The organism is Microbacterium timonense, from assembly GCF_900292075.1.
In the GTDB taxonomy this organism is placed as follows: domain Bacteria; phylum Actinomycetota; class Actinomycetes; order Actinomycetales; family Microbacteriaceae; genus Microbacterium; species Microbacterium timonense.
This window is the reverse complement of the sequence record NZ_OLMV01000001.1, coordinates 38429-51322: the sequence shown is the minus strand read 5'-3', so window position 1 is coordinate 51322 and position 12894 is coordinate 38429. Positions and strand designations below refer to the sequence as shown.

Here is a 12894-nt window from a genome sequence, read left to right as displayed (position 1 = left end):
TGCGGCATCCGCAAATCCGGCGAAGAACGCGCGTCGTCGAGGGTCGCGTCAGGCCGGCAGCTGCGCGAGAAGCTCGAGTTCGTCCGCGCGGGTGAGGCCGGCGCGGCGCTCGCGATCCAGACCACGGGTGCGCTCATCGGCCAAGGTGCGCTCGAGGGTGTCGCGCAGCGGCCGCAGCCGGCCGCCGAGCAGCCGGTACGCCGTGTTCGAGCGCGTCCAGAATCCCGGCATGTCGCGCGGAAGCCACAGGGGCAGGGACCGCGGTCCCATCCAGAACGCCACGCCCTGCTCGGTCAGCCACTCATCGGATGCCGACACCGCCCGGCCCGTGTGACCGGCGATCTCTCGCGCCTCGGCCAGGACCCGCTCCAGCGGAACCGGATCACCCACTGCGTTCACCACGCCGGTCCAGCGTTCTCGTCCGAGCACCTGGACGAACGCGGCGAGGTCCTCGACGTCGATGACCTGCGTCCCGAGATCGGCGGCATCGGGCACCAGCACGTCGCCCGCGTCCGCCAGGGCGAAGCGCGCCGCCCAGTACCCGAAACGGTCGGTCGGGTCGCCGGGACCGACGATCAGTCCCGGACGCACGATCGCGGCACGGTGCCCGAGCGCCGCACGCACCGCAGCCTCCGCGTGCACCTTCGCCTGGCCGTAGTCCTCCGGCTCCCCGGCAGCGGGCGGCGCGAGCAGCCCCGCCGACTCGTCAGCGCCACGCTCGTCGTGGGACGCGTACACCGAGACCGTCGAGACGTAGGTCCAGTGCTTCGCGCGCTCCCCGAGCGCCCCCAGCGCGGCCCCGACATGAGCCGGGTCGGACGACACGTCGACGATCTCATCCCAGTCCCGGTCCGCCACCGCCGCGTACGCGTCCGGGTGATCACGATCGGCCACGACAAGGGTTGTTCCGTAGGGCGCCGGTCGCGCGCCGCGGGCGAGACAGGTGACGGATGCCGCCGCATCCGCCCAGCTCTCGGCCACCCGGCCGCTGAGCCAGCCGGTACCGCCCAGGATGAGCACATCGGTCATGCCCCCAGCCAATCAGAACCACCGGGCGGGGGCACCCGTCTCCGCTGGGAGCAGATCGCTACTCGCGCAGCGTCGCCCCGAACCGCTCAGCGGCGACCGCGACACCGGCGAGCTTCGCCTCCGTCGCCTCCGCCGCCGTGAGCGTCCGGTCGGCGGCGCGGAACCGCAGCGCGAACGTCAGGCTCTTGGAGCCGTCCGGCACGCCCTGGCCGCGGTAGTCGTCAACGAGGCGCAGAGATTCCAGCAGCTCGCCCGCGCCGTCCACCAGCGCGGTGCGCACCTCTGCGGCCGGAACGTCCGCGCCGAGGACCAGCGAGACGTCCTGCGTCGCCGCCGGGAACGCGGACAGTGACGCCGCCACGACCTTCTCCCCCGCCAGCGACAGCACGAGGTCGAGGTCGAGCTCAACGACGATGACGCGGCCGGGAAGATCGGATGCCGCGGCCACCGCCGGCAGCAGCTCCCCCACGTAGCCGACCTCGGTGCCGGCGACCGAGAGCACCCCGGTGCGTCCAGGGTGCAGCGCCGCGCGCTCGCCCTGGGCCACATCGACCGTGACACCGGCAGCGGCGGCGATCGTGCGCACTGCGTCGAGGCCGTCCGCGAGCTCGGCCGTCACGGGGGCGACACCGGGCTGCTTGGGCACGAGGCTTCCCGTCAGCAGCACGGCGACATGACGGTGCTGCGGCGGGATCGACTGGTCGAGCTCGGCGAGGGTCGCGGCATCCGGACGCACGGCCAGCGGCGGGACGAACGACGTGCCGTACGCGACACCGGCCTTCGGGAGGAAGACCACGCCGGTCTCGAAGAGCGCCAGGTCGGTGAAGCCGCGCGACAGGTTGCGGTGGGCGACCTGCAGGAGGCCGGGAACGAGCGAGCGGCGGAGGAAGGGCGCCTGGCCGTCGAGCGGATTGGCCAGCTTGACGCTGGGCAGGTGCTCGCCCGACGCCGAGCCGTGCAGGTCGTTCTGCTCCTCGGTGGTGAATCCGAAGGACGGGGTCTCCACGAAGCCTGCTGCTGCGAGCGCGTTCGCCACGCGCCGTCGGCCCTGCTGCGCGTCGGTGAGTCCGCGTCCGGACGGCGGCAGCGGGAGCACGGAGGGGATGCGGTCGTAACCCTCGATGCGTGCCACTTCCTCGGCCAGCGTCCACTTGTCGGTGAGGTCCGGGCGCCACGAGGGCGGTATGACCTGCCAGCCCGCCGCGTCGTCCTCGTTGGGGACGACGTCGCATCCGATCAGCCGCAGCGCCGCCTCGATCTGACCGCCGGTGTACTCCACGCCGATCAGATGCTGCACGAACAGCGGGGGAAGCTCGATGCCGGGCACGAACACCTCGGCGTACAGGGCACCCCCGTATTCGTCGTCGCTCGTGCCGCCGGCGTACTCCACCATCAGCTCGGCGACCCGCCGGGCCGCGACGAACGGCACCAGCGGGTCGACGCCGCGCTCGAAGCGGCGGGATGCCTCGGAGGGCAGCTTGTGACGGCGGGCGGTGCGTGCGATCGAGACGGTGTCGAAGCTCGCGGCCTCGATGAGGACGTTGCGCGTGGTGTCGCTCATCTCGGTGGCGGCCCCGCCCATCACGCCGGCCAGGCCGATGGGCCCGGAATCGTCGGTGATGAGCAGATCTTCGGGATCGAGCGTGCGCACCTTGCCGTCGAGAGTCTCGAGCTTCTCCCCCGCCGTCGCCCGGCGCACGGTGATGCCGCCCTGGAGCTTGTCGAGGTCGTACCCGTGGATCGGCTGGCCGAGCTCGAGCATCACATAGTTCGTGATGTCGATCAGGATGCCGAGCGAGCGGATACCCGCCAGGCTCAGGCGAGCGATCATCCAGGCCGGGGTCGGCTTGGTCGGGTCCACGTCGCGCACCACGCGCGCGACGAACTCGGACGCCCCGACCCGGCCGCGGATGGGGGCCTGGTCGTCGACGGTGATCGGGAAGCCCGATCCGGGCGCGAGGTCCTCCCACGGCCGGTCGGCCGGATCGTGGAACGCTGCGCCGGTGGAGTGCGAGTACTCGCGAGCCACACCGCGGATCGACAGTGCATAGCCGCGGTCGGGCGTGACGTTGATCTCGACGGCGACGTCGTCCAGGCCCAGCAGCGTGATCGCGTCGGTGCCGACGGGGGCGTCGATGCCGAGTTCCACGAGCCGCAGGATGCCGCTGTGCTCCTCGCCGAGGCCGAGTTCGCGCGCGGACGCGATCATGCCGTCGGAGACGTGCCCGTAGGTCTTGCGTGCCGCGATGGGGAACGGGCCGGGGAGGACCGAACCCGGGAGCGTGACGACGACCTTGTCCCCCACGAAGAAGTTGCGGGCGCCGCACACGATGCCGTGCACGGCGTCGCCGCCGTCCGCGGCGGTTTCGCCGTCCGGTGCGACGCGCACCTGACACCAGCGGATCGTCTTGCCGTTGGACTGCGGCTCCTCGACGAACTCGAGCACCTCGCCGACGACGATCGGGCCCTGCAGCTCGAAGCGGTGGACGTCCTCCTCCTCGAAGCCGACGCGGACCAATGCCGCCAGGATGTCTTCGGGCGTGGCGTCGGCCGGCACCTCGACGTACTCGCGAAGCCAGGAGAGCGGGACGCGCATCAGACCACCATTCCGAACTGCTCGCTGAAGCGGACATCGCCTTCGGCCATGTCGCGCATGTCCTGGACGTCGCTGCGGAACATCAGCGTCCGCTCGATACCCATGCCGAACGCGAAGCCGGAGTACTCCTCCGGGTCGATTCCCGCAGCGCGCAGCACGTTGGGGTTGATCATGCCGCAGCCGCCCCACTCGATCCATCGCGCCCCGCCCTTGAAGGTGGGGTGCCACAGGTCCAGCTCGGCCGACGGCTCGGTGAACGGGAAGAAGTTCGCGCGGAAGCGCGTCTTGGCCTCGGGGCCGAACAGCACCTTGGCGGCGTGGTCGAGCGTCCCCTTGAGGTGCGCCATCGTGATGCCCTTGTCGACCACGATGCCCTCGAACTGAGTGAAGACGGGAAGGTGTGTCGCGTCGAACTCGTCGGTCCGGTACACGCGCCCGGGACACAGGACGTAGAGCGGCAGATCCCGCTCGAGCATCGAGCGCACCTGAACCGGACTCGTGTGCGTGCGCATGACGAGGTGGCGTTCGACCGGGTCGACGAAGAACGTGTCCTGCATCTGGCGCGCGGGGTGGTCGACGTCGAAGTTCAGGGCGTCGAAGTTGTACCACTCGTGCTCGAGCTCGGGACCCTCCGCGATCTCCCAGCCCATCCCGACGAAGATGTCGGCGATCTGCTCTTGCAGGAGGGAGATCGGATGCCGCGCCCCCACGCGGGCGCGAGCCGCGAGTGCGGTGATGTCGACCCGCTCCGCCTCGAGCTTCGCGGCGGTCTCGGCGGCGGCGAGCTCCTCCTCACGAGCGGCGAGCGCCTGGTTCACGCGGCCGCGGGCTTGGCCCACGAGCTTGCCGAACTCGGCCTTCTTCTCGTTCGGGACGTCGCGCAGGCGCGCGTTGAGCTTCGCCAGCGGCGAGCCCTCGGCGGAGTGCGCGGAGCGGGCGGCCTTCAGCGCCGCGGTGTCGGCGGCGCCCGCGATCGCGGCAAGGGCGTCGGCGACGGCAGCATCCACCGCCTCGGGCGTGATCTCTGCCGGGGCAGCGGCGGGTGATTCGGGTGCGTCGGACACGAGAGACGAGTCTACCGACGGCGGCGGCCGTCCTCGGCTCGCCGGCCGGTGCTCACGCGCCGGCGTCCCACCGCGCGGTCAGACGGGTCCTGCGGTGCCGTCGAACTTACCGAGGCCGCGCCTGGCCGCGATGGTCTCCGTCATGGTCGTGGGCTCCTCGCCGTCTCCCGCGTCGAAGGCGATGACTTTGGGCGAGCGCCGCGTGCGCTTCTCCACCAGGTATGCGACATACGACAGCGCCAGACACATCGCGACGTAGATCGAGCCGCCGACGATCGCCGCGGGAATGAGCGGAGAGTTGTAGAGCGCCTGCGAGCCGATGAGCTTGATGACGTACAGCAGCTCGTGGAACGTGATGATGAAGCCCAGCGCGGTGTCTTTCAGCGTGACCACGAGCTGCGAGATGATCACCGGCAGCATCGCCCGAACCGCCTGTGGCAGGAGGATCAGCTGCATCACGCCAGCTTTGCGCAGGCCGATGGCGTAGCCCGCTTCGCTCTGGCCGCGGGGAAGCGACTCCACGCCCGCCCGGAAGACTTCCGCCAGCACCGAGCCGTTGTAGGCGATCAACGCGATCACGACCGCCCAGAACGGGGACATCTTGATGTCGATGACGGGCAGCCCGTAGTACAGCAGCATCATGAAGATCAGCACCGGGATCGCGCGCAGCACTTCGACGATCCAGCCGATCGGCAGTCGCAGCCACGCGTGATCGGAGAGGCGTCCGAGAGCCAGCGCGAACCCGAGGACGAGCGCACCGACGGCGGCCACCGCGAAGGCCGAGACCGTGTTGACGACGCCCTCGCCGATGATCTCCCAGATGCGGGTGTAGGTGAAGATCGACCACTTCTCGGGACTGAGCTGTCCGGTCTCGTACAACCGCCAGATCACCCAGCCGAGGAACAGCAGGACGACGAGGATCGTGATCGCGCCGATGATGCGGTTGCGCACCACTGCCCGGGGACCGGGGACGTCATACAGGACGGAGCTGCTCATCGCGCGATCCTCCACTTGCGCTCCAGGGTGCGTTGCAGCCACGCCAGCAGCAGCACCAGCACGACGAAGATGACCATCACCCAGAGCAGCACGATGAGCTGGTTCTCGCCGCGCTCACTGAGCCATGCGCGCACCGATCCCAGATTCAGCACGGAGAAGCCGGCGGCGACCGTCGTGTTCTTCAGCAGAGCGATGAACACGCTCATCATCGGCGGGATGACCGACCGCGTCGCCTGGGGCAGCACGACGAGGGTCATGACCTGCCCGAAGGTCAGGCCGAGCGCTCGCGCGGCCTCGGCCTGCCCGACTGGGACGGTGTTGACGCCGGACCGGAGCGTCTCGGCGACATACGTGGCCGTGTAGATGCCGAGCGCGGCGGTGGCCAGGACGATCGGTGAGACGCGCTGCTGCAGGAGGATCGGCAGACAGAACGCGAAGAAGAACATCACGAGCGTCAGCGGGGTGTTGCGGATCCAGTTCACGTAGACGGCCCCCACGCTGCGCGCGATGGGCACCGGCGATACCCGCATGGCCCCGACGATGAAGCCGAGCACGAGGGCGATCAGGCCGCCCCCGAAGAACAGGATCAGGGTCCCGACAATGGCCTCGCCCCACAGGTCGAGGTTGTCCGTGATGACTCCCATGCGCCGCCTTCTGTTCAGAACCGATCAAGAAACGTCTCGTGGCGGCGCCGGTGTGCGGCGCCGCCACGAGTTGCCGGTCAGCTCGTCGGGTCGACCTCAGGCTGCTCGCCTTCGACCCCGGCGTCGCCGAGGTTGTTGTCGAAGATCTGCTGCCAGATGTCGCCGCCGTCGGTGAACATCGTGTTGATGAACTCCTGCAGCGCGACGTCGTCCTTGGCCAGGCCCACGCCGTAGCGCTCTTCGCTGAAGACGTCGCCGACGACCTTCAGGTTGTCAGGGTCCTGTGCCGCGTAGCCGATGAGGATGGCCTCGTCGGTGGTGACCGCGTCGACCTGGCCGTTCTTCAGGTCCTCGACACAGGCGGAGTACGTGTCGTACTCCTTCGTCTGCGCGGTGCCGAGGTCCTTGATGCGCTGGATCGAGGTGGAGCCGGTGGCCGAGCACACGACCATGTCGGACGTCAGCGAGTCGGGTCCGTCGATGGTGTCGTTGTCCGCGGCCACGAGCAGGCCCTGCCCCGTCACGAAGTAGGGTCCCGCGAAGGAGATCTGCTCCTTGCGCTTGTCGGTGATGGAGTACGTGCCGACGTAGTAGTCGATGTCGCCGTTCACGATCGCCTGCTCGCGGTTGGCCGACGGGATCGCCTGGAACTCGATCTGATCCTCGTCGAAGCCGAGCGACGCCGCGATCCAGCGCGCGATGTCGATGTCGAAGCCGGTGCGCTCACCGGTCGTCGGGTCGAGGTAGCCGAGCCCCGGCTGGTCCTCCTTCACGCCCACCTTCACCGAGCCGCGCTCGGTCATGGCGTCGAACGTCGGGCTGCCCTCGATCGTGACATCGGTGGCGACCTCCCACGGCGTGCTCGAGGCCTCCCCATCGCCACCGCCCGCCGATTCCGACGGTGATGCGCCCGGCGTGCCGCTGTTGCACGCGGTGAGCGCCAGCGCCGCGATCGCAATGCCTGCGAGCGCGCCGCCGATCCGTAGCTTTCGCATGTGATCCTCCAAGTCCGTTCCGTGTGTATCTTCATCGCCGCGCCGGTGCGGGCGCGGACGTCAGTGGGTGAGCAGCTTCGAGAGGAAGTCCTTGGCCCGCGCGCTCTGCGGGTTGGTGAAGAACTCCTCCGGCGTCGCCTGCTCGACGATCTGCCCGTCGGCCATGAACACGACGCGGTCCGCCGCCTTGCGCGCGAACCCCATCTCGTGGGTCACGACGATCATCGTCATGCCGTCCTGTGCGAGGCCGACCATGACGTCGAGCACCTCGTTGATCATCTCAGGGTCCAGGGCGCTGGTCGGCTCATCGAACAGCATCACCTTCGGCTGCATCGCCAGGGCGCGCGCGATCGCCACGCGCTGCTGCTGGCCGCCGGAGAGCTGGGCGGGCAGCTTGGATGCCTGATGGCCGACGCCGACGCGGTCGAGCAGCTGTGCCGCCAGAGCCTCGGCATCCGCTCGCTTCATCTTCTTGACCTTGATCGGCCCGAGGGTGACGTTCTCGAGGATCGTCAGGTGCGAGAACAGGTTGAAGGACTGGAACACCATGCCGACATCGGCACGCAGCCCCGCGAGCGCCTTGCCCTCTTTCGGCAGTTCTTTGCCGTCGATGGTGATCGTGCCGCTGGTGATGGTCTCGAGACGGTTGATCGTGCGACAGAGCGTCGACTTGCCGGAGCCGGACGGCCCGATGACGACGACCACCTCGCCACGGTTCACCGTCAGATCGATGTCTTTGAGGGCTTGGAAGTCTCCGTAGTGCTTCTGCACATTCGAGATCTGCACCAAGGGATCGCCACGGCGCACCGAGATGTTGCTGGTGGGTGGCGCACTGTCGTCGGGCGTCATAGAAGCACCCTAGGGCCGCGTTCGGACACGATGCCAGTGGCTTGCCCGCGTCTTAACCGTGTTGTAACAGGTGGGGCTGGTGAGACTGTCACCGCGTGGCACGCTGCGCGAACGCGGTCTCGTACAGGCACACGCTGGCGGCCGTCGCGAGGTTCAGCGACTCGGCGGCGCCGTAGATCGGCAGCCGCAGCGAGAGATCGGCGAGCGCGAGGGCGTCGTCGTCGAGGCCCCGCGCCTCGTTGCCGAAGAGCCACGCCGTCGGCTCGGCCAGGAGCGCGCGCGAGTCGAGGAAGTCGCCTCCCCCGACATCAGCCGCAACGACCCGCACCCCGGCGGCCCGCGCCTTCTCGACCGCGGTGGCCAGGTCCACCCCCAGCGCCACCGGCACGTGGAAGAGCGACCCGGTCGTCGCGCGCACAACCTTGGGGTTGTACGGGTCGACGGTGCGTCCGGTGAGCACCACGGCGTCGGCGCCGGCGGCATCGGCGGCACGGATGATCGTGCCGAGGTTGCCGGGGTCGCGCACCTCCTCGCAGATCGCCACGAGACGCGGAGACGCGGCGAAGACCTCGCGCACCGATGTGGGCGACTGACGGGCCACGGCGACGATCCCCTGCGGCGTCACCGTGTCGGCCATCGCGTCGAGCACCGCCTCTGTCGTGTAAACGACCTCGAGGCCGGCATCCTTCGCCGCGTCGCGGACGTCGGCGTGCTTCTCGAGCGCCGACGGGGTGGCGAACAGCTCGACGAGCGTGTCGGGGCGGTAGGCCAGGGCCTCGCGCGCGGCCTGAGGTCCTTCGAGGAGGAACAGCCCCGTCTCCTGCCGCGCGCTGCGCTTCGTCAGCTTGGCGACGGCGCGGACACGCGGCGAACGAGGGTTCTCGAGCACGGCTCTCAGTCTAGGGTCGCGGCATCCGTTCCCCATCACCCCCGCCCGCCCGCCCGCCCGGACGCGAGACTCCACTGGAGCGCCGAGACAGCGTCTGACGCACGCAGTCTCGGCGCCCGGATGAAGTCTCGCGGAACCCCCGGCCGTCCGCGACGCACCCGGCCACCCGGACGCGAGACTCCACTGGAGCGCCGAGACAGCGTCTGACGCACGCAGTCTCGGCGCCCGGATGAAGTCTCGCGGAACCCCCGACCGTCCCCGACGCACCCGGCCGACTCGGGAAGGCGAAAGAGGCGCCCTCCGTGGGGAGGACGCCTCTTTCGGGGAGAGCGGATGCTGCGCTCAGGCGCTCTTGGGAGCGTTGACGTTCTCGGGCAGCGCGTTCTTGGCGGTCTGGACGAGCGACGCGAACGTCTTGGGCTCGTTCACCGCGAGCTCGGCCAGCATGCGACGGTCGACCTGCACGCCCGCGAGGCCGAGGCCCTGGATGAAGCGGTTGTACGTGATGCCGTTCTGACGAGCGGCGGCGTTGATGCGCTGGATCCACAGGCGGCGGAAGTCGCCCTTGCGCTTGCGACGGTCGCGGTACGCGTAGACGAGCGAGTGGGTGACCTGCTCCTTCGCCTTGCGGTACAGGCGCGAACGCTGACCCCGGTAGCCGGAGGCACGCTCGAGGATGACGCGACGCTTCTTCTGGGCGTTGACGGCCCGCTTGACTCTTGCCATTTCTTCTGGTTCCTAACTTGCGTCGGCGCGCTCAGCGGCCGAGGAGCTTCTTCGCGACCTTGGCGTCGCCCGGGGCGAGGACCTGGTCCTGCGAGAGGCGGCGGGTACGGCGCGTGGGCTTGCCCTCGAAGTTGTGGCGAAGGTTCGCCTGCTGCTTCATGAGCTTCCCGCTGCCGGTGACCTTGAAGCGCTTCTTGGCGCCCGAGTGGGTCTTCTGCTTCGGCATCTGTTCTTCCTTCGTTTCGCTTCCCGCCCAGGCGGGAGTCTCATCCCGCCTGGTGCGGGAGTCTGTGGGGGCCTATTCGGCCGTGGCGGCTTCGGCCTCGGGGGCCTCGGCCTCCGGCGCCGGTGCGCCGCCGTTGCGGGCGGACCGGGCCGCTTCCTTGTTCGCGGCGCGCTGAGCGTTCTGCTCGGTCTTCACCTCGGACTTGTTCTTGTGCGGGGCGATGACCATCACCATGTTGCGGCCGTCGATCGTGGGGTTCGACTCCACGGTGCCGAACTCGGCGACATCCTCGGCGAACTTGCGGAGCAGGCGCACGCCCTGCTCGGGACGCGACTGCTCGCGACCGCGGAACAGGATCATCGCCTTGACCTTGTCGCCGGACTGGAGGAACCCCTCGGCGCGCTTGAGCTTGGTGATGTAGTCGTGGGCCTCGATCTTCAGACGGAACCGGACCTCCTTGAGGACGGTGTTCGCCTGGTTGCGACGCGCTTCCTTGGCCTTCTGCGCGGCCTCGTACTTGAATTTGCCGTAGTCCATGATCTTGACCACGGGCGGCTTCGAGTTGGGGGCCACCTCGACGAGATCGAGGTCGGCCTCCTGAGCCAGGCGCAGCGCCACCTCGATGCGGACGACGCCGACCTGCTCTCCGTTGGGGCCGACGAGACGGACCTCGGGCACACGGATGCGGTCGTTGGTGCGGGGATCGCTGATGCGGAACTCCTTGGGTATGAGGGCTGAACCCCCACGACACGGTGTGTCGCGGGTGGATCGAGAGCCACTCCACCCGTCGAGACGCTTCCAGCGCCGACTTTCTGCACCCTGCTCCGTGACGGAGCCCTCCGCGTGGTTCTGGCCGCGGCTACCCCGGCCGCAGAACGGTCGGGGCGGAGTGCGTGACCCGGTAGCCTGGAACGGCAAGCGCGGGTGGGATGTGATCCTCTTTCCGATCCGGTGCAGACGCACCGGAGACCGCAACAGTCTATCAGAGAGAACGGCGTGGACACGATTCGAGACCAGGACGGCGACACTGCTGACGCGACGGCGGGACCGGATGCCGAACGCCAGGCCCGCTGGGAGCAGCAGGAGCGCGCCGCGGCGTCGGCCTCCCGCGACATCGCCGACGTTCCCGCCGTCGAGGTGATCACCACCACTGCCGTCCACCTGCTGAGCGCCGCCGCCGTCAAGGTCGGCCTCGCCGACGACCCCGCCACGCAGACCGATCTCGATGAGGCGCGCAAGCTCATCAATGCCCTCGCCGGCCTGATCACGGCGGGTGCGCCCGAGATCAGCGACATGCACGCGCGCTCACTGCGTGACGGCCTGCGTTCGGTGCAGCTCGCGTTCCGCGAGGCCTCGGTCATCCCCGACCCGATCGGCCAGGGCCCGGGCGAGAAGTGGACCGGTCCGGTCACCTGATCCCGAGGGCGTCGGCACCGCGTCGCACGGCGTCGACGGTGCGACGAACCGCCTCGGCGTCCGTGCCGTGGTTGCTCACCGCGAAACGCACAACGGTGCGTCCGCGCCACGTCGACGAGGACGCCCACACCGTTCCTTCCGCGCGCAGCCACTCCCCCAAGGCAGCGGTGGCGGCATCATCCGGAGCGGCCAGGCACACCTGCGTGAAGACCACGTCGTTGAGGACCTCGAGTCCGGGGATGCGGGAGAAGCCCGCCGCAAGACCGGCTGCGGCATCCGCGAGACCGTCGACCAGTCGCCCGACGCCATCGCGTCCGAGGGAACGCAGTGCCGCCCATACCGGGACTCCACGTGCGCGCCGCGAGAGCTCAGGGACGCGGTCATACGGGTCGGCGATGCTCGCGACCACGGGAAGATATGCCGCGTGCGCGCCGAGCGAGGCTGTCATCGCCGCCTCGTCCCGGACGATCGCGACACCGCAGTCGTAAGGGACATTGAGCGTCTTGTGCGCGTCGGTCGCCCACGAGTCGGCCTCCGCAAGCCCCCGGGTCAGATGCCGCAGGCGTGGACTGGCGGCCGCCCAGAGCCCGAACGCGCCGTCCACGTGCACCCATGCGCCGTGTCGACGGGCGATGTCCACAGCGGCGGAGAAGTCGTCGAACGCGCCCGAATGCACATCCCCTGCCTGCAAGGCCACGATGGCCGGGCCCTCTCCGTCACCGAGCGCCCGTTCGAGTCCCCCGACATCGATGCGTCCCTCGGCGTCGGCGCCCACGGTGCGCGGCGCGCCGAGTCCGGCGATGCGGCCGGCGAGGACGACAGATGTGTGCACCGCATCACCGGCCAGGAAGCGGACGACTGGGCCGTGCTGAAGGCCCGCCGCCGGGTCGGCGCCGACAGCCCGCAGGACCGCGTCGCGGGCGACGACCAGACAGGACAGGTTCGCCATCGTCGCGCCGGTGACGAAGCCCACGCCGCTGCCGGCGGGCAGCCCGAGCAGTTCGACGAGCCATCGGGCGGCCACTTCCTCCACCGCGGCGGTCGCCGGCGTCGGCTGACGTGACCCCGTGTTCTGGTCCCACGCCGAGACCAGCCAGTCGGCCGCGAGCGCTGCAGGATAGGTGCCGCCGATGACGAATCCGTAGAAGCGCGGCGACCCCATCGCCATGAGACCGTCCTCGGCGGCGGCCGCGAGCTCCTCGACGACGTCGTCCGGCTGGGCGCCCTCTTGCGGAAGACGTTCCTCCAGCAGTGCCAGCACGCCGTCGACGTCGAGCTCGGGGCGTACCGGACGGTCCCGGACCGACTCCAGCCAGCCGAGCGCGTACCGGTGCGCGGCTTCGAGCGCTCTCCGATACTGTTCGTTCGTCGCCTCGTCCATCGAGTCACCTCCGCGGAGCCGATCATCCGCCGAGCCCGCGCCCGCCGCAAGCACTCGCGGATTCGGAGGCGACGGATGGTCTC

The 12894-nt window shown here is 69.6% G+C and carries 13 protein-coding genes; 1 reads left to right on the top strand and 12 read right to left on the bottom strand.

Features of this window, described 5'->3' with window-relative positions:
- Positions 1-48: 48 nt before the first annotated feature.
- The 11 genes from C9992_RS00265 to infC all read right to left on the bottom strand — a co-directional run bounded on the left by C9992_RS00265 (position 49) and on the right by infC (position 10692).
- On the bottom strand, positions 49-1029 hold the full coding sequence (locus tag C9992_RS00265; protein WP_106813619.1) for an NAD-dependent epimerase/dehydratase family protein: 981 nt from the start codon (positions 1027-1029) through the stop codon (positions 49-51).
- Between the two features lie 58 nt (positions 1030-1087).
- On the bottom strand, positions 1088-3625 hold the full coding sequence (gene pheT, locus C9992_RS00260) for a phenylalanine--tRNA ligase subunit beta (RefSeq protein WP_106813618.1): 2538 nt from the start codon (positions 3623-3625) through the stop codon (positions 1088-1090).
- Positions 3625-4689 carry a phenylalanine--tRNA ligase subunit alpha gene (pheS, locus tag C9992_RS00255; RefSeq protein WP_106813617.1) on the bottom strand — a complete coding sequence of 355 codons (1065 nt, stop codon included), beginning with the start codon at positions 4687-4689 and terminating at the stop codon, positions 3625-3627. Before pheS ends, pheT begins: the two co-directional genes overlap by 1 nt.
- Before the next feature lie 78 nt (positions 4690-4767).
- Entirely contained in the window at positions 4768-5685 is a 918-nt protein-coding gene (locus C9992_RS00250; protein ID WP_106813616.1) for an amino acid ABC transporter permease, read from the bottom strand.
- Complete coding sequence (locus tag C9992_RS00245; protein WP_106813615.1) at positions 5682-6329, bottom strand: amino acid ABC transporter permease; 648 nt, start codon at positions 6327-6329, stop codon at positions 5682-5684. Before C9992_RS00245 ends, C9992_RS00250 begins: the two co-directional genes overlap by 4 nt.
- A 77-nt stretch (positions 6330-6406) precedes the next feature.
- Positions 6407-7324, bottom strand: a complete 918-nt coding sequence (locus tag C9992_RS00240; protein WP_106813614.1) for a glutamate ABC transporter substrate-binding protein — start codon at positions 7322-7324, stop codon at positions 6407-6409.
- Between the two features lie 60 nt (positions 7325-7384).
- Positions 7385-8173 (bottom strand): amino acid ABC transporter ATP-binding protein, encoded by a 789-nt coding sequence (locus tag C9992_RS00235; RefSeq protein WP_106813613.1) that lies wholly within the window; start codon positions 8171-8173, stop codon positions 7385-7387.
- An 88-nt stretch (positions 8174-8261) separates the two neighbouring features.
- Positions 8262-9062, bottom strand: a complete 801-nt coding sequence (locus C9992_RS00230) for a TrmH family RNA methyltransferase (RefSeq protein WP_106813612.1) — start codon at positions 9060-9062, stop codon at positions 8262-8264.
- Positions 9063-9404: 342 nt separating this feature from the next.
- Positions 9405-9788, bottom strand: a complete 384-nt coding sequence (rplT, locus tag C9992_RS00225; RefSeq protein ID WP_106813611.1) for a 50S ribosomal protein L20 — start codon at positions 9786-9788, stop codon at positions 9405-9407.
- A 31-nt stretch (positions 9789-9819) separates the two neighbouring features.
- On the bottom strand, positions 9820-10014 hold the full coding sequence (gene rpmI, locus C9992_RS00220; protein ID WP_106813610.1) for a 50S ribosomal protein L35: 195 nt from the start codon (positions 10012-10014) through the stop codon (positions 9820-9822).
- A 72-nt stretch (positions 10015-10086) separates the two neighbouring features.
- Positions 10087-10692, bottom strand: a complete 606-nt coding sequence (gene infC, locus C9992_RS00215; RefSeq protein WP_235007868.1) for a translation initiation factor IF-3 — start codon at positions 10690-10692, stop codon at positions 10087-10089.
- 318 nt (positions 10693-11010) lie between these two features.
- Between infC and C9992_RS00210 the strand changes: the two genes are divergently transcribed.
- Complete coding sequence (locus tag C9992_RS00210; RefSeq protein WP_200826189.1) at positions 11011-11430, top strand: DUF1844 domain-containing protein; 420 nt, start codon at positions 11011-11013, stop codon at positions 11428-11430.
- Here C9992_RS00210 and C9992_RS00205 read toward each other — a convergent pair.
- On the bottom strand, positions 11423-12811 hold the full coding sequence (locus tag C9992_RS00205; RefSeq protein ID WP_106814550.1) for a pyridoxal phosphate-dependent decarboxylase family protein: 1389 nt from the start codon (positions 12809-12811) through the stop codon (positions 11423-11425). The genes C9992_RS00210 and C9992_RS00205 overlap by 8 nt on opposite strands.
- Positions 12812-12894: the final 83 nt, after the last annotated feature.

What these genes read in the sequence shown, in the direction of transcription:
- C9992_RS00265 (WP_106813619.1), bottom strand. Translation starts at nt 1,029, where the DNA reads ATGACCGATGTGCTCATCCTGGGCGGTACCGGCTGGCTCAGCGGCCGG.
- pheT (WP_106813618.1), bottom strand. Translation starts at nt 3,625, where the DNA reads ATGCGCGTCCCGCTCTCCTGGCTTCGCGAGTACGTCGAGGTGCCGGCC.
- C9992_RS00250 (WP_106813616.1), bottom strand. Translation starts at nt 5,685, where the DNA reads ATGAGCAGCTCCGTCCTGTATGACGTCCCCGGTCCCCGGGCAGTGGTG.
- C9992_RS00245 (WP_106813615.1), bottom strand. Translation starts at nt 6,329, where the DNA reads ATGGGAGTCATCACGGACAACCTCGACCTGTGGGGCGAGGCCATTGTC.
- C9992_RS00240 (WP_106813614.1), bottom strand. Translation starts at nt 7,324, where the DNA reads ATGCGAAAGCTACGGATCGGCGGCGCGCTCGCAGGCATTGCGATCGCG.
- C9992_RS00235 (WP_106813613.1), bottom strand. Translation starts at nt 8,173, where the DNA reads ATGACGCCCGACGACAGTGCGCCACCCACCAGCAACATCTCGGTGCGC.
- rplT (WP_106813611.1), bottom strand. Translation starts at nt 9,788, where the DNA reads ATGGCAAGAGTCAAGCGGGCCGTCAACGCCCAGAAGAAGCGTCGCGTC.
- rpmI (WP_106813610.1), bottom strand. Translation starts at nt 10,014, where the DNA reads ATGCCGAAGCAGAAGACCCACTCGGGCGCCAAGAAGCGCTTCAAGGTC.
- C9992_RS00205 (WP_106814550.1), bottom strand. Translation starts at nt 12,811, where the DNA reads ATGGACGAGGCGACGAACGAACAGTATCGGAGAGCGCTCGAAGCCGCG.